Here is a 22,656-nt window from a genome sequence, read left to right on the forward strand (position 1 = left end):
CAAATAATACAAGTTGTGTTTATAAGTTTAATAGACTTTCTATGAGAATAATCCCTTACTTCGAACATCGGAGCCTTTCTACTTTCGGAGGGTTCGGGTATTATAGTCGTTGAACGTTCGCCTATTAGGCGTTTCGCTGCTGATTTCCCATTGCTTTAGCGGTTAGCTTTTGACATACGCCATACTATAGATTTTTTCTGTCTTTCGACCGCTATCACGCTTGTCGTTTCCGACTACGTTGTAGCTCTATAGTCTTTAGGGAGTCCCAGCAATTTAACCCGTTTTCGACCTACATTACTATAGGAAGTCGCTAGTAACTAACGAATGATAAAGTCCGTACTTCTTCACGTTCTCGGAAAGCTCCGCCCAATCGTAAACGGTAGGTAAGTTGATAGCTGCGAATAATTTCGCTACTTTTTCCGTTTGAGGATTAAATTCCGTATCATAATCGTAATAGTCGCGGAAGTATGAGCCGTCCGCATATTTAGAACGCTCGAACCCGTCAAAAGTCGAATCTGTCTCACGCGCTAGCTCCATAGAGCGTCTTAATGTCCAGTAGTTTACCGCTGCAAAGAACGTGTTTGCGAAATCTAAAGCCTCGTCGGACTCATACGCAATTCCATTTTGCGCCAAGTAACCGTGCAGATTCATCGCGCCAAGTCCTACGGAACGCATCGTGCGATTCGCATTGGCAACCGCCGGAGCATTAACGATATTTGTTTCATTAACTACGCGAGTTAAGGCGTCAATAGCAAGGCTTACGGTGTTGCCGATAGTTCCGTGTTTCATAACGTTGGCAATGTTCAAAGAGCCGAGATTACACGAAATATCCTTACGGATTACGTCTTCTTCCCCGTAATCGTTATACTCGCTGACTTCCGATAAATTGAGGACCTCTGAACACAAATTGGAAAACTTTACCTTCCCGTCAAGTGCGTGAGCTTCGTTCACATTTCCGCTAAACATCATGTAGGGATATCCGGACTCAGTACGAATGACCGCCATCTTTTGAAGTAGCTTTCGCGGATTAATTTGGTCTTTACGAACTCGCGAATCATTAACGAGCGTGTCGTACATCTCGTCCATATCAAGTTCATCGAGATACTCTCCGTAAGCTTTGTGGACGGTATGCGGATAAAATACGTAAGCAGGCTTATCTTCACAAGCCAATTCGATAAATTTGTCGGGTATCACTACGCCAATCGAAAGCGTTTTGACTCGGACGTCCTCGTCCGCGGAAATCTTCTTCGTATCAAGAAAGTCGTTAATATCCGCGTGGAATACGTTAAGGTAAGCCGCCCCCGAACCTCTACGTTGTCCCATTTGGTCGGCGTAACGGAACGAGTGGTCAAGTAACTTCATCACGCCAACAACGCCTTTAGTCGCCCCTTCTACACCTTTTATCGCTTCCCCTTTCGCGCGGATCTTCGATAAATTAAGAGATACCCCGCCGCCCACTTTCGATAGTTGCATCGACATATCTATCGCGCGGCTAATATCGTTAAGGGAGTCGCCGACCTCTAATAAGAAACACGATACTAACTCTCCTCGACGCTTACGCCCTGCGTTCAAGAAAGTCGGAGTTGCTGGCTGGTATTCTTGACGCATCATTAATCGGACAAATTCGAGAGCTTTTGCCGTGTCCCCATTGCCGAAGAACAACGCATTAATACTCACGCGGTCCTCATATCGCTCGAGAATCTTCGAGCCGTCATTTGTCTTGAGTGCGTAATCATTATAGAATTTGAACGCGGACATAAACGAAGGGAATCGGAATTTAAATTCGTATGCGGCTTGGTAAACGGATTTAATATCGTTGAACGTGTATGAGTCGAGAAGTTCTGTTTCGTAGTAATCATTTTCGTGCAGGTAATCAAGCTTTTCGCGTAGGGAGTGAAAGAAAACGGTATTTTGATTTACGTAATCGAGGAAATAAGATCGGGCAGCTTCCGAATCCTTTTCGAATTGAAGTGCTCCGTGGTCATTGCGTTGCATAATTTCGTTGTTAAGCTCAATGTATTTCGTCAAGTAATCGCATCCTTTCGATTAAGGTTCGATAATCTTCCGGAGTTCCTGCAAGCTCTACGGTGCCTATTAGCGGAACTCCGTACCTAGTCGCGACTTTTCGCCCTGCTATGGCGAAGTTATCCGCCCAATTGCGATTCCCCGTGCCGATAACCGCGACTAAATATTCGTTGTTACTTTCGAGAAATTCGGCTACAACTTGCGGAATCTCACCGAAATTATACGTAGGCGTCACGAGCACAAACGGCTCAGTCAGCGTTGTGTCGCGCGTTAATTCTACACGTTCACCTGGCGGGGCAAGTCGGGCGACGAGCCGGCGGGTATTTCCAGTCAGCGAATAATAAGCGACGATCATAGGCGGTCGATGAGTAGCCCGCAGATTACGGCGAATGGTATGCCCGTCATGATAAGAGCGACGACAATCGGGCCTGTGCTGTATTTTCGCTGGCTACGTGATGCCTCCGAGATTGTCGCGATAAAGAATAATCCGCTACAAAGTGCCGCGAAGATTAGTAATAACGTGGTCATTCGCCCGCCTCCTTCGGAACTTTGACGAAATCGACCGCCTCCGAGTAGTAACCATTAGACTCGCCAAACCATCGAATAGTTACCGAACCCTTAATTGTCGCGAGTTTATAAAACGTCCATGTCGACGTGCCCCATTCGGACTCACCTTCTTCAGATACTTCCTCCGCGAGTAGAATCGGGCTATTCAGTAAATCGGTAATATCTCCGATTATTTCCTCGATTGTTACGTCCTCACAGCAGTCTTGTTCGTGATACATTACGTACTCTTGTCCGTCCGAAGACGTGAATTTAATCTCGTCGTTCTCTACGGAAATACCCGTAAATATTGCGCCCTTTACACTCGAAAATTCTACGCGGTGTTCCCACGGATTTAACCTCATTCTGCGTCCTCCTTCGTCACTTTCGTCAACTCAACGCGTGCCACCGTTTTATGTGTCGCGAGCAAGTGGTCGGCAACTCCGCCCGCTATTTCCGCCAAGCGTGCCTCGGTCGGCTTGCCTTCGATTTTTACCGTTAATGTTAGCGTAGTTTGCGTCATTATAACGTCACCTCCGATAATTTTTCGACGATACTCTGAATTTCTTTTTCAGAATCTAGGATAACTTCGTATAATACGGTACGATTTTCGAAAAAGCCCTGCTCATTCTCTATGAACGAAAGGATTTCCTTTACGGATTTTATACGATTCCTCAGCTCGAACAGTCTCTCCACTAGTTCTAATACGCTCATTCCGCGTCCTCCTTCACGTAAGCTTTTAAGCTAATCAACGCGTTCATCACTTCGGCTTTTTCGCGCAATAATTCCGCTTCCTTTGCGGGCAGGCGCGCCAAGTCCCGGTCGATTTCGACTAGGTCGCGCTCATAGCCCTCGATAACTTTCGGCAACCATTCCGGCGGGTTTTCGATATAAGCGTCGGTCATTTGCTATTCGCCCTCTTAACCATATGAACGATTTTTAATAGCGTTTGAAACTCTCCTGTGGCTTCTCCATGTTCGATACCTAATTCGTACGCATCGTCAAAATTACCGCCCGACCAACTAGAAGGATCGTATTCATCGTTTGGGTACTGTTCATCAATTTCGGTTATTTTCGCTTCAGCTTCCTCTAACATTACCGTTAATTCCGCTAATAATTTTTCCATATTATCGCGCCTCCTCTGTACTAATTGTGAGTAATACTACGCCTATAAATGTAGTCAACCAATCGGACGTAACCGAGAAAATTAATATCGTACCAATTACGGTCGTGAATGCGTTGAATACGAAGTTAATCACGGCTACGCCTCCCTTTCGATGTGTCCTTCGCGAATCAGCCACGCCAGCCCGACCGCCACCGCGTCGCTTTCATCGTCCGTCTCAAACACGTAATCATCGCTCAATCCTAGCCATTTACGGACACCAATCTCGACCTCCTCTTTCGAAGCCGTGCCGGAGCCAGTCGCCGCCTTCTTTACTTCTGAGGGCGGAATTTCGTTAGCCGGCTCGATAACGTAACCGTATTGTCCTAACGCAACGTCAGCCGTACCCCATACGCCGAATATCGTTTGTGTAGCGCGTTTGTTACGCCCCTTCGTAAAGTGCTCGCGAGTGACGACATCAAACGGTCCATATTCATGTATAATCGCGGTTAATTTAGCGGCTAAATAGGCGTACCGTTGAGCGTCGGGATGGTCGGTCGACGTCTTAGCCGACGAACAATGTACGAGTGTTAATTTTACTCCGGATTTAAGTTTCTTCGCGTCGAGTACGGCAAAGCCTGGCTTAGTCGAAAGGTCAAGCGCAAGGACTCTCAATCGAGCACCTCGCGTTTGAACCACTGCTTCTTAGGAATATCGCGAAGATCCCAATTGTATTGACTATGACTTCTTAACTCTTTATTAGAGGTCTTGAAGTATAAATCAGACAAATCATTGGTTAAAATACACTGACAAACATCCGCAATAGATAACTCCACGTACCTCTCCATCACTTCGCCTCCCCTTCGCGAACTTTTTCGATAAACTCTAACGCTTCCACGTACTGGCGTTTCTTAAACTCCGGCAGGCTCGACCGCTTCATTCGCGACACTTTCCGGTTTAATTCGTCCACTTCCTCGTCGGTTACCGATAAAGCACACGCGGTCTTGAAATTGTTAAACGTCCAATTTTCGAGGTCAAGCGGCGGCGGCACTTCCGACTTAATCGCGTCATTAATTTCGGCTAGTCGCGCAAACAGTTCCGTCCTCGCGTCCTCCGTAATCGTCACGCCAAACGCTCGTATGTCGGGGTTCTTGGCGTAATCACCCTCCGCATAGACCCAAGCCTTCTTTGACGCGTTAACGTACAAGATAACGTAGTGGTCGACTTCGTACATTTTCGAATAGGCGACGCATTGCTTGACGTGCTTTTCCTCCGGCTCGCGCATCGAGTGTAGCGACGTACGGGCAGAGGTTGTCTGCTTCGACTTGACCTCGAGTCCTACGCGAATCAGCTCGCCGTCTTGCGTGACGTATTCGAGTATGCCGTCGCATGTTCCGTAGAGGTAATAATCGCCCACCTTAACGTTACGTTTTGCGAAGTCCTCGAAAACAGGCGTGCCGTCGGGGTTGCGCTCAAAGCGGAAAGGACAGCCGGGCAAGTTACGCTCCATTGCGAGTATATCTCGTTGGATTACGTCGCCGATCGCTGTTCCAATCGAAGTCCAGCGCCCCTGGTACGGTGGCTTGCGGAAGCCGTCTTTCTTGGCGCGCTTAGCTTTAACGTATAGTTCGCGCGGGCAGGCGGTTGCCGAGCTGGGCGAGAAGTACGGGCGCTTGGGCCAAACTTGCGGGGCGTTGGCGTACCATTCGTGAATCGTGCGGTCGAGTTCGTTATCCCACGTCTCGGGCTGCGAGTACCATTCGTCGAGCCAATATACGAGGTCAGCGGCGATTTGGTCGGCAACCCCTCCGCCAAGTCCGTTGATTGCGTCTAGTCCTTTTATGATTGCGATATAGCAACGCCTCCTATTCGTTTTTAGCGAACCATTCTTCCGGCGAATACTCCTCCATCCACCGCGGCTCGATTACGGTATCTGTTACGAGCGGCACCGACAATTCCACCGTATTCGTCATTACATCGCGTACTAGTTCGATAGTTCCCGGCGTAACATCTTCGTCAGGCACGGCAATTTTCAGCTCATCGTGTATTGACGCGCTTAATTCCCAGCCGCGCTCCATACAAATACGAGCCATACGATTACCGTTCATCTTCAGTATGTCGGCGCCCGTTCCTTGAATAACCGCGTTAAAGGCTGCGCGTTCCCAATAATTAACTAGACCGCGTTTGCTCGCTAATGGTGCGATTAATTCCTGCAACTTATCGAGTCTAGCCTGCTCTTTCGAGGTCAGTGACGTCTTATTTAGTAGCGGCTTCCGTTCGATGTAATACTGCGTCAATTTGCGCTCGTTACGCCTTACTTCTTCCGCTACGCGCTGGTAGTCGGGGAATCTCCGCTTTCTTCCGTAGAGCGTTTCAACGAACCCTTTCGCCCTCATTCCTTCGCGAATATCTTTAACCATTAACGTAAACGCGGGGAATTGTTCGTCGAATCCGGAAAAGAACCGTTCAGCGACCGTCATCGGTACTTTCATTTTCTTCGAGAAAGATTGAACGGACTGGTCGTAAGACTTGGCGAGTACGCCCGTTTTCATCATCGCACGTGGCGAAAATGTTCCGGTCGGGTCGAGTGCTTTGTCCTCGCAGTTTTCGCGCGGTAAGTCGAATGTTCTCATCGCCATTGTTTCGTAATAGCCAGTACCGTCGATAAATATCTGACGCATAGAGTTGTCGCCGTATTTCTCGTACATGATATGCGCTTGAATACGAGGCTCTATTTGCCCTAAGTCGGAGCCGATGAATTTGTAGCCCGGCGGCGGTACGAAACATTTACGCACTCTTTTACCCGCGTCAGTCCTAGACGGGATATTTTGTAGATTCGTGCCTCGTTTTACCTTTCGCTCGTCCGCGACTAACCGCTTAACAATCGCGAGATAATTCGAATCGGTTACGTCTATCAAGCGATCACCTCTTTCAAAATGTCGATGGGTCTACCGCTGTATTGCGAACTACTATAACGCCCTGTCGAGGTTCCTCCCGCCTTGAAATTCGAGTGTAATCGTCCGTCGATCTCTAGCGAGGAATTGGTACCTATACCGAGCATTGGTCGTAAGTAAGTCGATAATAGTTTCGTATACATAGACACAGTGGCTAACGGCTCTAAAGTCGGCTCGTCCTCGAAGTAAATCTCCATTACGTCAACCGCCGTACTACGCGACTTATTCTTGTCGATTACCTTCGTTTTGTCCTCGATTTCTAGGTGGTCGTAAATGAGATACGCGATATGATTTCCGTTTGTAAGTTCGAATGAGTCAACGAATTGTGGCGCGTTATCTCGCTTAGCTGCAGGTAATTCCGCAAGCTCTTTCCGATACTTTTCGAGCATAGCGACTTCTTTTTCGTAGCCTTTCGTATGCGTTTTGTTTGCGGCTTCTAACTCGGTAATTTTCTGCGTCTTAGCTTCGATTCGTTTCTGTAGAGTTGCGCGTTTCATTCGTTGAGCTTCGACCCATTTATCGATTTTATTGACGCTAATTGTGCGATCCATTTTACGAATAAACGCGTCGTCTATTCCGTAAGTTTCGAACACTTGGCGACGTGCCTTTTCGAGTTCTTCGCTATATTCGCGTTCAAGTTGGGCGGCCATGTCGAGGTCGATTAAAAATCCGCAACGCTCCATAAATACGTCTGTTTCCGGAAGTTTCGAATCTACTCGCGAATAACACGTCATAAGGTTGTCAGTTCGTTTAATTAACTCGAATTGCCACTCGAACAATCGCCATCCGAAGTAAACGTCCTTTATCGCGTAAATCCCTACGATTAATGTACCGAACGGAGCTGGCGACCGATTTCCGAATAAGTCCTCGAAAGTAAACACGTCGCCTTCAACGCCCATGTTCTTCTTATATCTGTCCGTGAGGGGCTTTAATCCGTAAGATTGCTCGTGCTCATTTAACGTCTGCATGGCGTCAAGCGTGTCCCAAACGCAGCCCCGAATAGTATAGCCGTCATTCTTCGCGACATGTAAATCGTAACGAGCCGAACCCATATGAAGCGTTTTGCCGAGGTTTGGTTTCGCGAGATAAGGAGTAATCGCCGCAAGCACTTTCGAACGTGTTAACTGCGGTTGTCCTTCAATGAATGCGAAATCGTCCGCTAGAAACTCGAAACCCTCAACGCCTCTCATGTCGACGTGACCATAAGGTAAGTAATAGCCTTCGTCTAGTAGCGGAAGCCATATCGAAAATCCGATCGAAAGGTCGATATACGAGTCAATGCCGGTACCCTCGAAGTCTCCCGCGGTCATAGAATCGACGCCTAGCAATTCGAACCTTCCCGCCCATTGTTCGCGTTGAAGTAGTATTTCTTTGCGAAGGCGGTCGGTAAATGCGGGCAGTTCGGCGTCGTCCGTTAGAATGTAATAATTGTCCGGCTTATTAGCGATTGTTTCAGCGATTTTACGTTGGCGCTCCGTCTCTTTTCGCGACTCAACGATATCGCGTCCCATAGATACGGCTTCGCTCTTCGATAGAGGTCCGGTCTTTAGGCGTTTAGCTCCCGAATCAAGCGCAGCTTGGACGTATTCCCGTTCCTTTTGCGTAAGGCTCATCGCGAGAATTCGACGCAGTCCTTCTGCCGTCGATTCGTTCGCACGCTTCCGTCCCGCCTCCGCCGCTTTTATTTTTAGCCGTATGTCTCCGATAGGCGTACCCTCCTTACCGTAAAAGGTGGCGTAAATTCTTCTGCATTCTTGCGCAAGTCATCGTAAAAGCAATCGCGCACACCACAGTAGTCGGCGCGACTCAGAGGCGGCTCCAGGAAGCGGATAACTTCGTCGCCTCCGTAGAGCGGTGCGTCACAGTAAACGCAGTAGGTTGCGGGGGTCACGGTAAATCTGCTCGCGATTCGACCGGCGTTACCAATTCCGTTACAGTTACGAGCCAATCGCCTTCTACGTTGACGCTCAGCGGTTCGTCCGAATCTAGACGTACCTCAACTAGTTGACCATGCTTAAGCGGGGCGCTACACGGGTTTTTCACGCGAACAATATCGCCTTCCTTATACTCGTTTGGCTGACGACCAATTCGCGCCCATTTTACGTCCTCTTGCGTGGCTTTTTCGCGAGCATAATAGTCCGTCTTCCATCCGATATAAGAACCGTTTAATGCTTCGAATTTATACGGTAGAATATGAGAACCTTCGTCAACTTCCGTCACCTTAGCGATAATTCCGTCCTCAGTTTTAACGTAGTCGCCTTCCGCGTATTTTAGTTTCGGCTTGGCGGCGGCTTTGGCTTCGGCAACCTCTGCGTCGGTGGCGCGGACAAGGTTAGGGGAGTTAAAAGCATCTTCCTTACCGTCGGAAACCCGCTTAACTATGAAGTCGTAATGGAATCCGGCCTCGGTTAACTCGACTAAATCGCCTACATTTACGTAGTCAGCTCCGCCCAGCACTTTCGCGTAATCCCCGACTTTTAGTGGCGCGGAGGCTTCTTCCTCGACAAGTTCGAATTGATTCTCGCCGATAAATCCATCAGCGCTTTGATTCGTAAACCACGCCTTTCCATATCCTCTACCGTCTCGGCTAGGATCACGTTTTATTAACGTATAGATAGTCCCGGTCAACTTTCCGCGAACTTTATCGCCGGGCATGTACGGTGATTTATCCTCATCTTCCGGCTTACCCTCATCAATCGGAAACTGTACTCCCATTTCACGAAATTCCTCGATAGTCCCTTCGATTACCATACCGTTTTCTAACGTAATTTTCGCCATTAAGCGCCAGCTCCTTCGTTTTGTTTTAGTAATTCGCGGTTTAATTCGATTGGCAGCTCGACCCACCGTTTCGCCGCCCTTGCCTCGCTCGCCCAATATTCGCGCAAGCAACGGTTTTCCATTAAAAATACGCGCGGGACTGCGCCTTCGTCTCCGAGTACGCCGATAATATAATCGAAGTCTGACTGACTATAACGCTGCCCTCGCCCTTTCGTCGCGTAAACCACCAATTCGTTACGGCGGTCGGAGCGTCGACTAATCGTCTTTACTTGGTAACGTGCGTGATTGCCGAGCGGGTCGGTCGCCTCAAGGTCGTAGGCTTCGCGGCTTAACGGGCGGCTGACGACGTAACCATTCGCGGTTAGCGCCACCATCGCCACTAGCTCGGAATATACGCCGGTCATTTCGGTTGCGTGCGCCAGGTTAGACCGCCTCCCCGCCGGTAGCTTCGATTTTCGCTACGTCGGTAAGTTGCGTGGTCGTTCCGTCTAGATGCGTGATGGTGAGCGTAATTGAATCAGGCTTACGGTCGGCTAGTTCCACGTCCTTCTCCGCCAACCAATTTCCGATACTACCGTTCTCTCTGCGTGCTTTAAAAGGAACGGAGTCCTTACCGTCCTTAACAATTGTAACGAATGAGCCGATTGCGTAGTTGTGACTTACGCTATTACCGATAACCTTTACGCAATCACCTTCGGTAGGTCTGCGTTTAGGCGCGGCTACTTTCGCGTAATAGGCATACGTATAATAATCCGCTTCGTCCATGTCGAAATTGTCTCCGTCATCGTCCGTTATGTGAGCGTCTCCACAATCATCAGTTCGCTTAATCTCGTAAGGCTCACCCGCAGTCAAATAGCCCGGTAAGTTATCGTCCGCGTCCGCAAACACAACGTAGTCGCCCGCTTTTGGTGCTGCGTCTGCGACCAACTTCGCATAGCCAACGCCGTCGTGCTCGAGCGTGATTGGCGTGAGGTTGCGGAATAACTCATAATGACCGGAAAAATTACTGTCCGTATCACCTACGTCGTCGACAATTCTCGGGTCGTTACCGCTGAGTTCTACGGTTAAGTAATAGGCGTCTTTTGTAGAGTCAATCCAATAGTCGGAAGTTATTAACGTTATATCACCGACCTTTGCTGGTCCTTCTACTCGCGTATATACCTCGCCCTCATACGTGATTGCTTCGACTTTGCCGGCTTGCACTTTGTGCGGTTTAACTCCGTTTAATTTCGCCATGTTACATCCTCCTTCGCGTGGTTAAATTCGAAAAGATGCGGGGCACGGCGAGTGTGGCGGCGCCCCGTCAGAGATTGCGTACGTGTGGCTGCGGTTAATTACGGCTCGATTGGTCCCGTTACCGGCGGTCTAGTAGGGCCTCCGCTAAACGGCTGTAAAATCGGATCGTCTAGCGTCGGCTCGACCGGTTCGTCCGCGAGCACGTTCCCCGCTAATAGTGTTAGTCCTAATGTTAGTGCAGATGTTAGTAATAATTTTTTCATGTTTATATTCCTCCTATGTTATAAGTCTACTTATATACTACTCTTATTAATTGTTTAATGTAATTAGAAAACTTGTTCGGGTTTATTAGAGTTGACTTCTCCTTCATATCCGATTAAGCTAATATCAAATCCAGCTTTCGTAAGGAGTTCTAATTGCTCCGACTCGTCTGCTTCATAAAGTAAATTGTCGAAAAGAGAATCGTTAAATGGTTGGCCGCCCTTTGCGAAATTCTCTTTTTCTTTGTCCGTTAAATCCTCGTCCATATCAATGATTGGCGATAGACTTACGATAGTGCTAGTTGAAGATCCGGTTTTAGACAGTTCAAACGCAATTTTATCTAACTTTTTCGCGTATTTCTTGATTGCCGCGAATACCACTTGTGCTTGATTACGCGTTAGGTCAACTACGATGTCCTGCCCGGTTTCTAAATCGAAGAATCCGACGAGGTATTTTTCACTGCCGCGGTATAATCTAGCTGCCGCCTTCTCGTCATCTTCCGCTTGTTTGTCGCCAACTTCCGCCGCTTCCTTCGCTTTGTCTGCGTGGTATTGAGCAGCCTTATCCCACGGAGTAGGATTAGCCGTAATAAATCCGCGGTCATTACGCTCAGCCGGAACCTCTGGCGTGAAGCTATTTACGACTTTAAAAATACCGTAATTATAATACTGTGCTAGGTCGTGTAGTCCTTTAACGCGAACCTTCAACGAAGTCCCCGACTTAAATTTCGTAAAATCTGCCGTTGCTCCGCCCTCATTGCTCGCCTCTAATTGACCGATAGCTCCCGCACCTTTCTTAATCGCCATGTACGCATACCTCCGTTTATATATTTTTTACGCAGAAAACCTACGCAACCCGTCGCGCGCCGAGTGCGTTAACGTTCGTGGGCTTACTTCTGCGTCGAGCATTACGCCCGCTAGACGGCTCAACCGATAATTACCCGCAGTTAAACCGCCTAGCCGACATAAAGCCGGCTCAGTCTACTTCACGGTAAATAAACGCCATGCCTACGATTAAAATTACGCCGAGTATTGCCAGCACTAATGCGTCCGTCACTGAATCGCCTCCAAGCCGTAATATTCTACCGCCTTTTTTAATGCGGTCACTTCGTCTTCTACGTTATTCTTCGCGTCTATCGCGTGAGTTAGCTTTGCTTGAATCGACGCTTTTGTCTTTGGGTTCCGTGCTTTATGAAAATTAAGCGTTAACTGTGCGACTTCTATCTCCGCCTTGTTTAATGTGCGCGATTGTAAAGTGAGTATCTTAATAATTTCCTTACGTAATATTCCGTTTAGTTTCGTTACATACTGGTTATTCGCGTCATTAGGCTTCACCGTTATTACGCGTCTTTCGTTATCATCGCAGATAAATTCTCGACCGCCCACAACGTAGTGAGTCTTACCATCGCGTTTAAATTTTCGCTGAGCTTTTGCTATTAAATCATTCGCCCAATTAGTCGCGACCTGTACCGACTCGATTCCATAGCGTTGACGAATGCGTTCTTTTGCGTGTGATGTTAAAATATAAGATTTCGTCATGCTAACCGCACCCCTTTCGGTGCTTTGACGTAGTAATCCGCTGGGTCTTCGTCGATTTCAGCGGAGCCGTTATACAAAATATCCGCAAACTTTTCGTTAATTTGTGGTTTTAAATCGTCTATATTGGGAATACTTATATGATAGAAAGACATGATAATCGCTCCTTTTATTAGCGACCAAGAAGAACAGACGTTCCCTATTGCATGTATTATAAATAAACCGTATAATTACTTATGAATATAAGATTATATACAATTTTTGTAATACAAGCGTAATCGCATTTTAGATTAATTGTGATATAATATAATTGGGCGTATTTTACGCTCACGCAGACAAGGCTTAATAACCTTACGCAGTTTTTTCGAAAGCTGTTCTGCACTCTTTGTTCTTGAATCGTGTGATAAACTTACGGTGTGATTCAGAGTTTCCGCCGCAAACCTTCGCCAAAAGCTTTGCGATTTCCGAATCGTTATACCCGTTTATCCATGCTTTGAGAATTAACATTTTCCGAGAGTCACCGTTCGCCAAAACGGTGACTTTTTCCGTTAGGTCGTAACTATCAATAATATCTTCCGCCAAGTTGATATTATCGTCGACTAAATATCTTTCATAGTGTAACTGATTCCCCTCATCATCGACTCCCGCCAAAGAATCTAATGAGATAGGCACTACTTTTAATTCATTCTTGAGATGCTTCGACTTAATTCTTCTGATACACCTAATTATCAAAGCCCTAAAGTCATTATGAACGTTTTCGTCAAAATCCCTAACCCATGACTCAATTTTCTTATAACACTCAAACTCAAAAGATGTGCTATCTCTCACTCTGCTAAATATCCTATTTCCTTCGTGATTAATTAAAGGTATAAACTGTTTGTAGATTTCGTCTAATGCTACAAGCGAACCTTCTCTTGCTAACAATACTAATTCAGTTAAATTACTTCTTTTCAATTTACTAACCTCCTTATTTTCCCCTATACTTATATATGCGAAAGACCTTTACACTTTTTGGGACAAGATTCCGAAAAAACTTTTTATTATTTTTCTGTTTTTGAATTTTACGAAATAAGAATAGCAAAAGGTAAAAATTAAAGGGACTTTATCGCCTCTTTAATTAAGTTGGTGTAAAACGAAAACCCATAATTAGAGAATTTAATTTGTACTTCAAATAACCCTAGTAAATCCTTACCGGCTTTAGCTTTGTAAAACTCACCAAAAACTGATAAACTCTTTACCCCTTCTAACAAATCAAGGGCCACCTCATTTTCTCCGCGTTGAACATAATAATGAGCCAGTTCTTCAATATCTATCCCGTCTGTGTCAAACTCTTTCTTATGTAAGTTATACGCGAAAGGAATATCAGATTTGAGGATTCTATCAACATAGTAATCTCGTCCCAAATAATCATATAAAGAAACAGCTTTATTATAATAAAGAATTGCCTCATCAAGGTTAACGAAAGTAACCGCTGCTGCAAGCGAATGATACGCGGATGCTACTGACAAGTCTGAGGCATATTTACTTTGAGTTATACCCTTAACCGCTTGTTTAACCTTAGTTATATCTTCTTTAACGTATAAAGATGTTAAAGTTATTAATGTGTTGTATCTAACTAATAGTGATTCCTTTAAATAACCTTCTTTAAGTTCAGACAAAATTGTTCCTGCAAAACTAACTAAATGCTCCACTCTATCGTCATCATTTAACTTATAATACGCGTAAGCTTCAAATAAGTTAGCGGAACATTTTAATTCTTGTGTCTTTATTTGCCCGTATACTTCTTTTAATCGATCTATTAATGTTACTAAGTCGCAATCAGCACTTAACATATCTTTTGCAATCGAATACACATCAACCCAATCATCAACATCTCTCGAACCTTCAAATTTTGAACATAAAAAGTCTAAAACCTCGACTTGATTAAAGGTAAAAGCATATTCTAAAGCATTTTGCACTTGCTGAGGTTTATTTATCTCTTGGATATATTGATTTGTTATTTCTATAAACCTATCCGGAGAAATGCTTCTTGCGATTAATATTACATTAGATAAATCAGTGGTTACGCTTCCAGTTAAAAACTTTGAGACTACTGACTTTGATTGAATTCCGGCTAAATCCGCCACATTTGTTTGATTAAGACCGTTTTCTTTCATAAGTTCCTTAACGATTTCATTAGCTTTCATAGTATATTCTCCTTTTATCTTATTTCGAACATTAACGAAACAGGAATAACATTAAGAAAAATATACCACTTTCCACATAACTTGTCTACTAAAATTCAGAAAATTCTTTTCGGTACTTTTGAACTAATTAATATTTACTAATTGAAAGCCACTTCCTTTCCCTGTATACTTACCGCGAGGAGGGCGCCGTTATGCGATATCGAATAAAACGGTGTCGTCTACCCGAATTAATGCAAAAGAAGAAACTGACGCAAGCTGACCTCGTAGTTTTAACCGGTTGGCATAAGAGCTCCATTAATCGATGGAGGAGCGGAGAGGTCAAAATGACTCTTCCTGTCGCGAAAGTGTTTGCAGAAATACTCGGTTGTCGTATCGAAGACTTGTACGAATGGGAGTATGTAGGCGACTAGGCGGTATTTTCCGCCCGCCGGACGGTTGACTCCTCGATCAACTTCTACGACTTGACTTTAGTATAAAACGACTATCGCGGACCACGCAATACAATTATTTTTATATTTCCTACGCGGTTTATGTCGAATTGTTTGTAACGCTTACTCCCCCAACGTATGGCGCCCGAGGTTAATTTATCCAAATTAGTTCTTTCGCCCTATATTTCCGAACATTTCGCCTAGCGCAAACGCGCCATCCTTCGCCAGCACCTCGTTAATATCTTTCCGCAAACTACCGCCCCACTCGACGCAATCCACTCGCATATGCCCGCCAAGCCACCGCTTAATGTCCGCAGCCAACAGTCGACCCGCTTCGTCATTATCCGACGCCACGATTAGCCGCTCGAGCGGACTCCGCATTAATAGTTCCGCCTTTTCGCGGCTAAACTTCGACCCGCCTGTCGCTATTCCGATATAACTTTCGCCCGCCACCGCCATAGCTGCCGACATCGCATCGATTTCCGCCTCGGTAATGACCGCCACCGCCGCCCGCTGACGATAAACCACGTCTAGCCCGTATATTAATTCGCGGACTGGCACGCCGCCTTTCGCATACCAAAACGCCTTACGGTCGGTGAGCCTGTATTTTAGCGCCCGCACACGTCCTCTCGCGTCTAACCACGGCAAGACTACGGTATCGCCCGCCTGCCCCGCGCCGTATAACGCCTGTATTTCCGCAGGTATTCCGCGCTCGGCTAAGTAAGCGCTGGGCTCAACGGCGGGAACGGCTAGACTTGCGGTATTTTTCGGCGGGGCAAGCACTCGTTGCAAACGTGCTAATTTCGGAGGCTTGTCGGTGATTACAGCGGTGTCTAACCCGTATTCTACGCGCAAATATTCGGCTGTTTCGGCTTCGGACTCGCCGCGTAATCGTGCGAGCAAGGCGGTAAATCCTCCGCGTTCGCCCGTGCCCGAATCGCCCCAATAGCCCGCGTTTTCGCCGTCAAGCCATACGTAAAAGGAAGGCGTTGAATCTTCACGAAAAGGTGAACAGGCGATTAATTTGTCCGCGCCCCACGTTGCTCGCCGCCAGTCATAGCGCTCGAGTTCGGTGCGTACGTCAATTTCTAGCATAGCGCGCCCCTCCTTCTGCTAATAAAACCTCCATAACCTTACTACGTGTCTGTGTTTTTCAAAAACTAATATTCCGTTATTGGTTTTAATCTCCCTAAAACCTTTTAAAGTTAGCTCCTCTATAATTTCTTTTTCTTTCTCTTTTGAGGAAGCATAAATAGTTGCAACATAATCATAATAACTACCTTTCACACTCTCAAATCTCTCTGACCAGTTAATTGTTTTAAGGTAAATATATTTCATTTTCATTAGTAGTCCCTCCTTACGGGTTGAAGCCCGGAAAGTATTCGTTCGTCTCCGCCTCGGTCGGTAGTTCCCGCAATACACCGTAATCAAGCATCGCGACCAATTCAAGCGTAAAGTCCTCGCCGCCGTCGCGCCCTTTTTCGATACCTAATCGCGCCCTTCCGTCCACCGAATCGAACGCGAATAGCACGGTCGCCACTTCAAGCAACGCCTTAGACGTCTTCACTTTGTCGCGGTCAGGCAAGCGAAGTTCTCTCGCTTCGTCGTCACCCGTCGCCTTCTTGTCCGTGGTGGCTTGCACCGCGTATATACCGACGACATTATGCACGCCGACCAACGTTTCAAATCTTCGCGCCATCTGTTCCGCAGCTCCGCCCGCCGTTTTATTCGAGTTCTTGCCGTAGGTGTCGCTAAAGCCGTAAATAGGGTCGACGACTAACACGTCAATGTCGGGTCGCTCCGCTAGTTCTTGGTCAAGTTCGTCGAGCGAGCGTGTCAGCTCCGCGTCACCTTTCGCCTGCAAAATAAGCTCGCCGGGATAATAGTCGTTTATGCGCGCCAAGGTATCGAAGAACCATTCCTCGTATCTTTCGTTGAGCTTACCGGCTAGCAATTCGCGACTGGGCACGCCAATCGTTTCGCCGGCTTTATTTTCGAGCGCGTCCTCTTTCGATGTCATGGACGATAACAGCCGCGAAAGCCATCGGTAGGCGTTCATCTCGAAGGATTTCACGAACACGGTCGCCCCTTGACGCAGTAAACATTCAACGAACTCTATAATAGAATAGGATTTTCCGCGCCCCGACTCGCCGAAAAAGCCGTAAATGTCGCCGCTGTATAGCCCGCCTATTTCTGCGTTCAGTTTGTCGAATGGTGTCCGCCATATCTTAAATGACTCGCCCGCCTTCCGACGCTCATACTCCGCCCGGAAATCGTCTTTTAGCTGTTCGAGCGTCCTACCGATCGACTTGCGAACACTTGTTCCTAGTATAATCGAATCGAGGCGGTCCCGCAACTGTTCGGCTATGTCCCGTCCGTCTTTTTCGCGAGTGATTTCGTTGATTAATTTCGGGTCGGACATCATGCGGTAAACTTCCCGTTTCGCCGCGTCCGCCTTTAATGAGTCCGCAAGCCAGCCGAAATCGTCCGTCACGCCCTCGAAATATTCCGCATCGGTGGCGTTAAGGTAGTCGGCGTGTGACGGTGCCTTGCCCGCGTTCTTTGTCGCGTATTCACGGATATAGCGGAGGGCTTCGCGTTCGGCTTCGGTCGCCATGTGGGACTCGCGAATATCGTACCGTTTGAGGGCGTCGGGATCGTTGGTGTCGAGAATCTTCGAAAATATCATTTCCGCGGTTACTTTCATAGGCGTCGCTCCTTTCGGTTCGTGGTTTGGTCAAACTGTGAATTATTTTTTCTGTACTAGATAATAACAGAAACACATTTCAATCCATGTATTTATTCTTTTTAATAACTCACATTTGGAGGTTTTATCGTGTATCCTGATTTTTCATTATCACTAACCCAAACCGCCATTTCGATATTGCGAACATTTTCTAATCTAATAAGATAATCAACCGCTTTTTCATTCCATCCTTTTCTCTCCCACTTCTTCTGTGACAAGTGCCTATTCTGAATAGTGCTAGTAAAGTAATCAATTTCACCTTCTACATTAAGTACCTCAAACTTATTGGAAATAAATACATCCACTGTGCTACCATCTGTTATATTTTTGCCGTCAACATAAACAATTTGTTTGCCTTTCTTCTGTTTTCCCTTTCTTTTTTTAAGTTTTTGTCGTTTGTTCATTCTAAATAATTCCTCTCTTTAATTCGGTTTTTTGGATACTATTCACTTCCGTATTTCTGCGTCCTCAGCCCGGCTAATTTAACGCTTAACTGACGCCCCTTCTCTAGGTATTCGGCGTCTCCAAACGTCTTAATTAGCGCGTTATTGTCATTAATTTCGTCGAGCACTGCGTCTATTTGAGCGTCAATGGTCGGCGGGGCTTCCGTCGCTTCCGTTATGGGCACGACATTTAACGTTTTAGGTCCGTAGTAATCTTCCGCGAGATACGCCTCGTTGTACCATTGCGTGTCGCCCTCTACGCGATAAATGTAAACGCCCGTTTCTTCGATTTGTCCGCGTTCTGTGATTCGCGTATGCCTTACGTCGTGCTCGGTCAACTCCGCGAGATATGGGTTACGAATAATGACGGGGTCGCCTACGTCAAAGTGTGCGGTATAAGGTTCCGCGTCCTCTGCCGGCGCAAATTCTAACTCGACCGACCCTTTTTCCGCGAGTAATCGTTCATAAATCGCCTCTGATTCGCGACGCTCGATATAATCGCGATACTTCTGCGTTGTGTACACAGTTGCGCCTATTAATACAGTTAGTGCTGACAACTTGCCGATAATTCCCTTCATAAGTCCGCCCCCTCACTCCGTAAGTGTTCGTCCAACTGCCCACGCAAAAGTTAATGTCACGGCTACTATGAGGATTGCCGGGTACATAACTATCGAGATAGCAATTCCGAAAATTATCACCAAAACGGTCAATCCGATTAAAATGTTAACAAAAATGTTAAGTATAACGCCCATAACTTCCGCCATCAACGTCGCCCCCTTTTCGATTGCCCCTTAAACGGAGCCTCTAAGCATTGGTCGCGCACCCTATCCGCAAGCCTTGCGTCATATAGCCCCGCCAAGTCGGCAAACGGAATATTTGACGTGTAGACGGTCGGCTTCTCCGCGGCTACCCTCGCGTTAATAATATCGTGTAAGTCCCCGCGAAAAGCTTCGCTCGCCCCACGTACGCCGATATCGTCAAGCACTGCAAAGTCGGCAACCTTAGCGCGGGCAAGCCATGCGTAGTACACGTCCGCCGCTTCTTCCTTACGCCAATCCGGCACGCCCGGACGCGTGTACCGGTTATAGTGCGTTTGCCATTCGTTGACATCGAGAAAAAATACCGGTCGCTCCTTCGGCGTTTGCCCGCGCTTTAACGAGCCCACGTAATGGGCGGTTAGGTACGCGTTAAGTAGCCCCGACGCCGTGGTCGTTTTGCCCGTGCCTGGTTCCGCGGAAAATAAGTACAGCGATTTAATAGCCGGCTTGGCGTCAAATTGGCGCGAAAATGAAGCAACAACGCGGTCAATTGCGCCGTACACTTCCGGCTGATCGGCGCGTGGCGGGGCGTCGGCTAACGTGGTCAGCGCATATTTAGCGGGCAAGCCTGCGCGTGTATGACGTCCGGTCGCCGAGTGTAATTGCGCAAAGTGCGGGCAACGGTCGGTACATTTGGCGGGCGAGCCGGCGTGGGCGCAGTCGCGGGCGAGTATGCAGTTAGTTTCGTTCGTTTGCGTCAAAGTGGCGTCACTCCTTTCGTTTAGAGCGTAATTTACGGTTAACAATGCGTGGTTTGCTCGGCTTTAAAAATCCGAAGTCCTCGTCTGCCAAGTCGTAGTGAATCGAGAATCCTTCCGCTTTTACCGACTTAATAGCTTCGATAATAAAGAACAGTCCGATTATAGCGAGGAGTATTAGCGGAGGCAAAACGATAAATAAGAAGGTCATTCCGCTTCCACCCCTTCGCGTGAGTCGTCGATAATACTTGCCTTCCCATCGGCAAAATACTTCTCTGCGTACATATTCATAATGCCGTGAATTCCTCCGGCTTTATTCACTATTCTAACTCCGTTGCCCCAAACAAACACTTTCATTATATCTCCAATCCGAACCTCCGTCGGCTGTGGTGCGTTTAAATATTCCGTAGGCACGTGGAGTCCTAGTGCTCGGCGAAGTGAAATCGCCTTTCCGATGTGGACGTTGAAGCAATCGTTAGGGGCGCATTTGGCGATTCCTTTTGTATACACCGAATTATTGTGTATATCGATAACCAACGCCACCACGACTCTCTTCTCCTTATTTACTACAAACTTGCAAAAGTCTGTTTTCACAGCTATTACAGTGTTTACGAACCACACTCCGCCCGCGACAGATTCAGTGTGGTTGTGCTGTAAAAGATCCTCAACATCCGCCTTCGCACGCTCAACGATTTCGTCGCGCATTCGTTGCTTATCTTCCTTCGACTGTTCGCGCGCCTTTTCGATCATTTGGCGACCTCTCTCCGCGCGTTCCTCGAAAGAATCTCGTCCTTGTTCCGCCAAAAAGTCGGCTCTAGCCTTAAGCAACTCCGCTACTTCTTTCCGTCTACTTTCTTCGCGACTATCAAACACCCGCCCTGCCTCGAATCCTTCCGCGTAAGCCTTGCGTTTAACCTCGTCTACTACCGCCTGTAATTCGTTAGATAATTCCGCATAAGATTTCGCCAAAATAACCGCCTCCATAATTTCGTTTTATTCGCGCGTTACAGCCAATCGAGCACGTTTTTGTCCGTGAGAGATTCCGCCGCCTTTTCCGCTTGGGCTTCCGCTTTCTTGCCGCGGGTTTCAGCCGCCTGCGCCTTCGCAAAGTTTCGATCCATGTGCGAATACATTAACGTAAAATGTACGAAAGGGTATTTCGCGTTTGGTCGATACTCCGCGTGGCATAGGTCGATAAATTTACGCAAGACGGTATTTCCGTATTTAGTCTGCGCCTGCTTCATCATTCCTTTTTCGCGTGACCATCGGACATTCTTCGCGCCACCGCCGCCTGGCAAATACTCAACGCCGTATAATTCGCGGGTGCGATCTTCTAAATAAGCGGTGAAAGTCGTGCAATTCCAGTCGGCAAGCGGTAAGTTACGCCAGTCGGCTGTTTTCGGTTGTTTGCGTGGCATTAGGCGCTCGCCTCCTTTTTACGGAATTTTAATAAATTCTTTTCTCTTTGCACTATAACTCGGTAATCAAACGGACTATAATCTTCCTCCTTTGATAAAGTATCGATAAACTTCTGTGCTTCTTCGCTTGACATGAAAACCCCACGCAAATACGAAACATCTAAAAAGTCGTACACAACTAAGAAGATTTTCGGCTGAGATTCTCGTTTCTTCTTTCGTTCTTCTTTTGCGTTATGAAAATACTTCCTTATCCCGAAATAAGTAGCAACTCCGAGGATAACCGCACTATATCCAAGTAACCAGTTCGTCATCATTCGTTCAACTCCTCGTTTAGACGTTGTAAGAATATATCACATACAAACGCTTCATCGATACTAGCCGCCGTGACGTAACCTTCCTCGGCCATTTCTTTTATCACGGCAACTACGTGAGACAACCGCTCAACCTCCGCGAGTAAGTCCTCGACGTCAGTTCGGGCGTGTGCGATGAAGTCGGCATTGTTATCGCCCTTAATATCCGCAATTACGTGTACCCCTTTATTGAACGAACCTAACACGTATGTGCGGTAGTATGGGTCATCTAACGTAGCTCGCCAAGCTCCGTCCGTCGCCTTCGCAGCCCTTTCGCGAATCTCCGTTAATCGTTGTGCGTTCATTCGCTCGCCTCCTCGTACAATTTTCGGTAAATATCCGACCTCAGTTCCGCAAAATCCGCGGCCCCTTCCGGGCTATAGCCTACACGTTCCGATTCACGCTCAATAAGACTGCGGAAATCATCTAACAATCTCGCAAAAATTATGCCTTTAGTAAGCATTATACATTCACTCCTTCGACTTCAATATCGAGTATTGATAATACTTCCTTAATATAGAAACGATGATTACCGTAGTACGAGGTTTGGTATAAATCTCGAATTTTATCGTGCTTCTCCCGCTCAGTTAGTTCGATTTTATAGCCCACGTACAACGCACGTATTAAAGTATCGAGAGGCATTCCGTTAATAGGCGTCCATGCACTTTCCCAACCGTCACCCTCTTCTGCGTGCTCCCTAACGATGTCCTCAACGTCCCCGAACTCTAAAATGTTGTCGATTGCCGCCGCTTGTTCTCGTGTAATCGTTACTGTTCCCGTTGACATTATGCGTTCACCCCTTCGATTTTAATTTCGAGAATGTCGAGCGTGTCGCTTATTCCGCGGATATAATGTTCTGCCTGAGTGCTGTAGGCTGTCCCGAGTTTATATCCGTAGTAAGCCTCTTTTACTTTTTCGTGCTTCTCTGCTTCCGTTAACTCAACCGTATATCCTACGAAAAGTGCTCGGGCAAGCTCCGCCGTTGTTAATTTGTTTAACGTTGTTCCGCAATATCTTTCGATATGCTCCGCGATAATTTCGTCAGGTCCGTAAACTTCCATTAACATTTCCAATGCGTCAGCTTGCTCGCGAGTCAACTTAATTTTTTCCGTCATATTACCGTCCCCTTTGCGTT

35 protein-coding genes and 1 pseudogene are annotated in these 22,656 nt (G+C 46.9%); 1 reads left to right on the forward strand and 35 read right to left on the reverse strand.

Features of this window, described 5'->3' with window-relative positions:
• Positions 1–321 precede the first annotated feature (321 nt).
• From nrdE to PQ479_RS15380, 22 genes and pseudogenes are all read right to left on the reverse strand, one after another.
• A pseudogene (gene nrdE / locus PQ479_RS15275) lies at positions 322–1,995 on the reverse strand (class 1b ribonucleoside-diphosphate reductase subunit alpha); the annotation flags it as partial.
• A 16-nt stretch (positions 1,996–2,011) separates the two neighbouring features.
• Positions 2,012–2,380, reverse strand: a complete 369-nt coding sequence (gene nrdI, locus PQ479_RS15280; RefSeq protein ID WP_047988305.1) for a class Ib ribonucleoside-diphosphate reductase assembly flavoprotein NrdI — start codon at positions 2,378–2,380, stop codon at positions 2,012–2,014.
• A gap of 169 nt (positions 2,381–2,549) precedes the next feature.
• The gene (locus PQ479_RS15285; protein ID WP_047988304.1) at positions 2,550–2,933 is read right to left on the reverse strand and encodes a DUF7448 domain-containing protein; all 384 of its coding nucleotides are present in this window, start codon (positions 2,931–2,933) and stop codon (positions 2,550–2,552) included.
• On the reverse strand, positions 2,930–3,091 hold the full coding sequence (locus PQ479_RS15290; protein WP_273717078.1) for a hypothetical protein: 162 nt from the start codon (positions 3,089–3,091) through the stop codon (positions 2,930–2,932). Before PQ479_RS15290 ends, PQ479_RS15285 begins: the two co-directional genes overlap by 4 nt.
• Positions 3,091–3,282 carry a hypothetical protein gene (locus tag PQ479_RS15295; protein WP_047988303.1) on the reverse strand — a complete coding sequence of 64 codons (192 nt, stop codon included), beginning with the start codon at positions 3,280–3,282 and terminating at the stop codon, positions 3,091–3,093. The genes PQ479_RS15290 and PQ479_RS15295 overlap by 1 nt, the downstream gene beginning before the upstream one ends.
• Positions 3,279–3,473, reverse strand: a complete 195-nt coding sequence (locus PQ479_RS15300; RefSeq protein WP_047988302.1) for a hypothetical protein — start codon at positions 3,471–3,473, stop codon at positions 3,279–3,281. Before PQ479_RS15300 ends, PQ479_RS15295 begins: the two co-directional genes overlap by 4 nt.
• Positions 3,470–3,694: a hypothetical protein gene (locus PQ479_RS15305; protein WP_047988301.1), complete on the reverse strand. Its 225-nt coding sequence runs from the start codon at positions 3,692–3,694 to the stop codon at positions 3,470–3,472. The genes PQ479_RS15300 and PQ479_RS15305 overlap by 4 nt, the downstream gene beginning before the upstream one ends.
• A 1-nt stretch (position 3,695) precedes the next feature.
• Positions 3,696–3,827, reverse strand: coding sequence for a hypothetical protein (locus PQ479_RS15310; protein ID WP_273717079.1), 132 nt, complete (start codon positions 3,825–3,827; stop codon positions 3,696–3,698).
• Positions 3,828–3,829: 2 nt separating this feature from the next.
• On the reverse strand, positions 3,830–4,345 hold the full coding sequence (locus tag PQ479_RS15315) for a crossover junction endodeoxyribonuclease RuvC (protein ID WP_053070356.1): 516 nt from the start codon (positions 4,343–4,345) through the stop codon (positions 3,830–3,832).
• Positions 4,342–4,518 (reverse strand): hypothetical protein, encoded by a 177-nt coding sequence (locus tag PQ479_RS15320; protein ID WP_273717080.1) that lies wholly within the window; start codon positions 4,516–4,518, stop codon positions 4,342–4,344. Before PQ479_RS15320 ends, PQ479_RS15315 begins: the two co-directional genes overlap by 4 nt.
• On the reverse strand, positions 4,518–5,180 hold the full coding sequence (locus PQ479_RS15325) for a hypothetical protein (protein ID WP_337957117.1): 663 nt from the start codon (positions 5,178–5,180) through the stop codon (positions 4,518–4,520). Before PQ479_RS15325 ends, PQ479_RS15320 begins: the two co-directional genes overlap by 1 nt.
• Positions 5,181–5,535: 355 nt before the next feature.
• A complete protein-coding gene (locus tag PQ479_RS15330; protein WP_047988298.1) occupies positions 5,536–6,588 on the reverse strand; it encodes a DNA polymerase in 1,053 nt (350 codons plus the stop codon).
• Positions 6,585–8,135: a DNA polymerase gene (locus PQ479_RS15335; RefSeq protein ID WP_047989485.1), complete on the reverse strand. Its 1,551-nt coding sequence runs from the start codon at positions 8,133–8,135 to the stop codon at positions 6,585–6,587. The genes PQ479_RS15330 and PQ479_RS15335 overlap by 4 nt, the downstream gene beginning before the upstream one ends.
• 376 nt (positions 8,136–8,511) lie before the next feature.
• Positions 8,512–9,402 carry a hypothetical protein gene (locus PQ479_RS15340; RefSeq protein WP_047988297.1) on the reverse strand — a complete coding sequence of 297 codons (891 nt, stop codon included), beginning with the start codon at positions 9,400–9,402 and terminating at the stop codon, positions 8,512–8,514.
• Complete coding sequence (locus tag PQ479_RS15345; RefSeq protein WP_053070355.1) at positions 9,402–9,806, reverse strand: PDDEXK-like family protein; 405 nt, start codon at positions 9,804–9,806, stop codon at positions 9,402–9,404. The genes PQ479_RS15340 and PQ479_RS15345 overlap by 1 nt, the downstream gene beginning before the upstream one ends.
• 19 nt (positions 9,807–9,825) lie before the next feature.
• On the reverse strand, positions 9,826–10,638 hold the full coding sequence (locus PQ479_RS15350) for a hypothetical protein (protein WP_053070354.1): 813 nt from the start codon (positions 10,636–10,638) through the stop codon (positions 9,826–9,828).
• 98 nt (positions 10,639–10,736) lie between these two features.
• On the reverse strand, positions 10,737–10,901 hold the full coding sequence (locus PQ479_RS15355; protein WP_273717081.1) for a hypothetical protein: 165 nt from the start codon (positions 10,899–10,901) through the stop codon (positions 10,737–10,739).
• Between the two features lie 63 nt (positions 10,902–10,964).
• Positions 10,965–11,705, reverse strand: a complete 741-nt coding sequence (locus tag PQ479_RS15360) for a hypothetical protein (protein ID WP_047988295.1) — start codon at positions 11,703–11,705, stop codon at positions 10,965–10,967.
• Positions 11,706–11,951: 246 nt separating this feature from the next.
• Entirely contained in the window at positions 11,952–12,437 is a 486-nt protein-coding gene (locus PQ479_RS15365; protein WP_047988294.1) for a hypothetical protein, read from the reverse strand.
• Positions 12,434–12,589: a hypothetical protein gene (locus PQ479_RS15370; RefSeq protein WP_273717082.1), complete on the reverse strand. Its 156-nt coding sequence runs from the start codon at positions 12,587–12,589 to the stop codon at positions 12,434–12,436. The genes PQ479_RS15365 and PQ479_RS15370 overlap by 4 nt, the downstream gene beginning before the upstream one ends.
• A 196-nt stretch (positions 12,590–12,785) precedes the next feature.
• Positions 12,786–13,388 carry a hypothetical protein gene (locus PQ479_RS15375; RefSeq protein WP_047988293.1) on the reverse strand — a complete coding sequence of 201 codons (603 nt, stop codon included), beginning with the start codon at positions 13,386–13,388 and terminating at the stop codon, positions 12,786–12,788.
• Positions 13,389–13,525: 137 nt separating this feature from the next.
• On the reverse strand, positions 13,526–14,620 hold the full coding sequence (locus PQ479_RS15380) for an AimR family lysis-lysogeny pheromone receptor (RefSeq protein WP_047988292.1): 1,095 nt from the start codon (positions 14,618–14,620) through the stop codon (positions 13,526–13,528).
• A 191-nt stretch (positions 14,621–14,811) separates the two neighbouring features.
• Between PQ479_RS15380 and PQ479_RS15385 the strand changes: the two genes are divergently transcribed.
• The gene (locus tag PQ479_RS15385) at positions 14,812–15,030 is read left to right on the forward strand and encodes a helix-turn-helix domain-containing protein (protein WP_047988291.1); all 219 of its coding nucleotides are present in this window, start codon (positions 14,812–14,814) and stop codon (positions 15,028–15,030) included.
• A gap of 183 nt (positions 15,031–15,213) precedes the next feature.
• Here PQ479_RS15385 and PQ479_RS15390 read toward each other — a convergent pair whose 3' ends face one another.
• The 13 genes from PQ479_RS15390 to PQ479_RS15450 all read right to left on the reverse strand — a co-directional run bounded on the left by PQ479_RS15390 (position 15,214) and on the right by PQ479_RS15450 (position 22,636).
• The gene (locus PQ479_RS15390; protein WP_047988290.1) at positions 15,214–16,143 is read right to left on the reverse strand and encodes a toprim domain-containing protein; all 930 of its coding nucleotides are present in this window, start codon (positions 16,141–16,143) and stop codon (positions 15,214–15,216) included.
• Between the two features lie 18 nt (positions 16,144–16,161).
• Positions 16,162–16,392, reverse strand: a complete 231-nt coding sequence (locus PQ479_RS15395; protein WP_047988289.1) for a hypothetical protein — start codon at positions 16,390–16,392, stop codon at positions 16,162–16,164.
• Between the two features lie 13 nt (positions 16,393–16,405).
• On the reverse strand, positions 16,406–17,755 hold the full coding sequence (locus tag PQ479_RS15400; protein ID WP_047988288.1) for an AAA family ATPase: 1,350 nt from the start codon (positions 17,753–17,755) through the stop codon (positions 16,406–16,408).
• A gap of 101 nt (positions 17,756–17,856) precedes the next feature.
• Positions 17,857–18,198, reverse strand: a complete 342-nt coding sequence (locus tag PQ479_RS15405; protein ID WP_047988287.1) for a hypothetical protein — start codon at positions 18,196–18,198, stop codon at positions 17,857–17,859.
• 38 nt (positions 18,199–18,236) lie between these two features.
• On the reverse strand, positions 18,237–18,815 hold the full coding sequence (locus PQ479_RS15410) for a hypothetical protein (protein WP_047988286.1): 579 nt from the start codon (positions 18,813–18,815) through the stop codon (positions 18,237–18,239).
• A gap of 12 nt (positions 18,816–18,827) precedes the next feature.
• Entirely contained in the window at positions 18,828–19,001 is a 174-nt protein-coding gene (locus PQ479_RS15415) for a hypothetical protein (protein ID WP_273717083.1), read from the reverse strand.
• The gene (locus PQ479_RS15420; RefSeq protein WP_047988285.1) at positions 19,001–19,756 is read right to left on the reverse strand and encodes a P-loop NTPase family protein; all 756 of its coding nucleotides are present in this window, start codon (positions 19,754–19,756) and stop codon (positions 19,001–19,003) included. Before PQ479_RS15420 ends, PQ479_RS15415 begins: the two co-directional genes overlap by 1 nt.
• A 204-nt stretch (positions 19,757–19,960) precedes the next feature.
• A complete protein-coding gene (locus PQ479_RS15425) occupies positions 19,961–20,722 on the reverse strand; it encodes an ATP synthase subunit B family protein (RefSeq protein ID WP_047988283.1) in 762 nt (253 codons plus the stop codon).
• 35 nt (positions 20,723–20,757) lie between these two features.
• Positions 20,758–21,171, reverse strand: a complete 414-nt coding sequence (locus PQ479_RS15430) for a hypothetical protein (RefSeq protein ID WP_047988282.1) — start codon at positions 21,169–21,171, stop codon at positions 20,758–20,760.
• Positions 21,171–21,485 carry a hypothetical protein gene (locus PQ479_RS15435; RefSeq protein WP_047988281.1) on the reverse strand — a complete coding sequence of 105 codons (315 nt, stop codon included), beginning with the start codon at positions 21,483–21,485 and terminating at the stop codon, positions 21,171–21,173. The genes PQ479_RS15430 and PQ479_RS15435 overlap by 1 nt, the downstream gene beginning before the upstream one ends.
• A complete protein-coding gene (locus PQ479_RS15440) occupies positions 21,482–21,826 on the reverse strand; it encodes a hypothetical protein (protein ID WP_047988280.1) in 345 nt (114 codons plus the stop codon). Before PQ479_RS15440 ends, PQ479_RS15435 begins: the two co-directional genes overlap by 4 nt.
• Before the next feature lie 157 nt (positions 21,827–21,983).
• Positions 21,984–22,307 carry a hypothetical protein gene (locus tag PQ479_RS15445; RefSeq protein WP_053070353.1) on the reverse strand — a complete coding sequence of 108 codons (324 nt, stop codon included), beginning with the start codon at positions 22,305–22,307 and terminating at the stop codon, positions 21,984–21,986.
• Positions 22,307–22,636 (reverse strand): hypothetical protein, encoded by a 330-nt coding sequence (locus PQ479_RS15450; protein WP_047988279.1) that lies wholly within the window; start codon positions 22,634–22,636, stop codon positions 22,307–22,309. The genes PQ479_RS15445 and PQ479_RS15450 overlap by 1 nt, the downstream gene beginning before the upstream one ends.
• Positions 22,637–22,656: the final 20 nt, after the last annotated feature.

Origin of the sequence: Alkalihalobacillus pseudalcaliphilus (assembly GCF_028610675.1) — a bacterium.
Lineage (GTDB): Bacteria > Bacillota > Bacilli > Bacillales > Bacillaceae_D > Alkalihalobacillus > Alkalihalobacillus pseudalcaliphilus.

Bases quoted from the DNA above. Each gene is read 5' to 3' on its own strand.
- PQ479_RS15430 (WP_047988282.1), bottom strand. From the start codon at position 21,171: ATGCCACGCAAACAACCGAAAACAGCCGACTGGCGTAACTTACCGCTT.
- PQ479_RS15410 (WP_047988286.1), bottom strand. From the start codon at position 18,815: ATGAAGGGAATTATCGGCAAGTTGTCAGCACTAACTGTATTAATAGGC.
- PQ479_RS15355 (WP_273717081.1), bottom strand. From the start codon at position 10,901: ATGAAAAAATTATTACTAACATCTGCACTAACATTAGGACTAACACTA.
- PQ479_RS15325 (WP_337957117.1), bottom strand. From the start codon at position 5,180: ATGGAGCGTAACTTGCCCGGCTGTCCTTTCCGCTTTGAGCGCAACCCC.
- PQ479_RS15340 (WP_047988297.1), bottom strand. From the start codon at position 9,402: ATGGCGAAAATTACGTTAGAAAACGGTATGGTAATCGAAGGGACTATC.
- PQ479_RS15390 (WP_047988290.1), bottom strand. From the start codon at position 16,143: ATGCTAGAAATTGACGTACGCACCGAACTCGAGCGCTATGACTGGCGG.
- PQ479_RS15345 (WP_053070355.1), bottom strand. From the start codon at position 9,806: ATGACCGGCGTATATTCCGAGCTAGTGGCGATGGTGGCGCTAACCGCG.
- PQ479_RS15385 (WP_047988291.1), top strand. From the start codon at position 14,812: ATGCGATATCGAATAAAACGGTGTCGTCTACCCGAATTAATGCAAAAG.
- PQ479_RS15445 (WP_053070353.1), bottom strand. From the start codon at position 22,307: ATGTCAACGGGAACAGTAACGATTACACGAGAACAAGCGGCGGCAATC.
- PQ479_RS15440 (WP_047988280.1), bottom strand. From the start codon at position 21,826: ATGAACGCACAACGATTAACGGAGATTCGCGAAAGGGCTGCGAAGGCG.
- PQ479_RS15305 (WP_047988301.1), bottom strand. From the start codon at position 3,694: ATGGAAAAATTATTAGCGGAATTAACGGTAATGTTAGAGGAAGCTGAA.
- nrdI (WP_047988305.1), bottom strand. From the start codon at position 2,380: ATGATCGTCGCTTATTATTCGCTGACTGGAAATACCCGCCGGCTCGTC.
- PQ479_RS15335 (WP_047989485.1), bottom strand. From the start codon at position 8,135: ATGGGACGCGATATCGTTGAGTCGCGAAAAGAGACGGAGCGCCAACGT.
- PQ479_RS15370 (WP_273717082.1), bottom strand. From the start codon at position 12,589: ATGTCTTTCTATCATATAAGTATTCCCAATATAGACGATTTAAAACCA.
- PQ479_RS15435 (WP_047988281.1), bottom strand. From the start codon at position 21,485: ATGATGACGAACTGGTTACTTGGATATAGTGCGGTTATCCTCGGAGTT.
- PQ479_RS15400 (WP_047988288.1), bottom strand. From the start codon at position 17,755: ATGAAAGTAACCGCGGAAATGATATTTTCGAAGATTCTCGACACCAAC.
- PQ479_RS15395 (WP_047988289.1), bottom strand. From the start codon at position 16,392: ATGAAAATGAAATATATTTACCTTAAAACAATTAACTGGTCAGAGAGA.
- PQ479_RS15320 (WP_273717080.1), bottom strand. From the start codon at position 4,518: ATGGAGAGGTACGTGGAGTTATCTATTGCGGATGTTTGTCAGTGTATT.
- PQ479_RS15450 (WP_047988279.1), bottom strand. From the start codon at position 22,636: ATGACGGAAAAAATTAAGTTGACTCGCGAGCAAGCTGACGCATTGGAA.
- PQ479_RS15405 (WP_047988287.1), bottom strand. From the start codon at position 18,198: ATGAACAAACGACAAAAACTTAAAAAAAGAAAGGGAAAACAGAAGAAA.
- PQ479_RS15415 (WP_273717083.1), bottom strand. From the start codon at position 19,001: ATGGCGGAAGTTATGGGCGTTATACTTAACATTTTTGTTAACATTTTA.
- PQ479_RS15360 (WP_047988295.1), bottom strand. From the start codon at position 11,705: ATGGCGATTAAGAAAGGTGCGGGAGCTATCGGTCAATTAGAGGCGAGC.
- PQ479_RS15290 (WP_273717078.1), bottom strand. From the start codon at position 3,091: ATGACGCAAACTACGCTAACATTAACGGTAAAAATCGAAGGCAAGCCG.
- PQ479_RS15380 (WP_047988292.1), bottom strand. From the start codon at position 14,620: ATGAAAGCTAATGAAATCGTTAAGGAACTTATGAAAGAAAACGGTCTT.
- PQ479_RS15285 (WP_047988304.1), bottom strand. From the start codon at position 2,933: ATGAGGTTAAATCCGTGGGAACACCGCGTAGAATTTTCGAGTGTAAAG.
- PQ479_RS15350 (WP_053070354.1), bottom strand. From the start codon at position 10,638: ATGGCGAAATTAAACGGAGTTAAACCGCACAAAGTGCAAGCCGGCAAA.
- PQ479_RS15300 (WP_047988302.1), bottom strand. From the start codon at position 3,473: ATGACCGACGCTTATATCGAAAACCCGCCGGAATGGTTGCCGAAAGTT.
- PQ479_RS15365 (WP_047988294.1), bottom strand. From the start codon at position 12,437: ATGACGAAATCTTATATTTTAACATCACACGCAAAAGAACGCATTCGT.
- PQ479_RS15295 (WP_047988303.1), bottom strand. From the start codon at position 3,282: ATGAGCGTATTAGAACTAGTGGAGAGACTGTTCGAGCTGAGGAATCGT.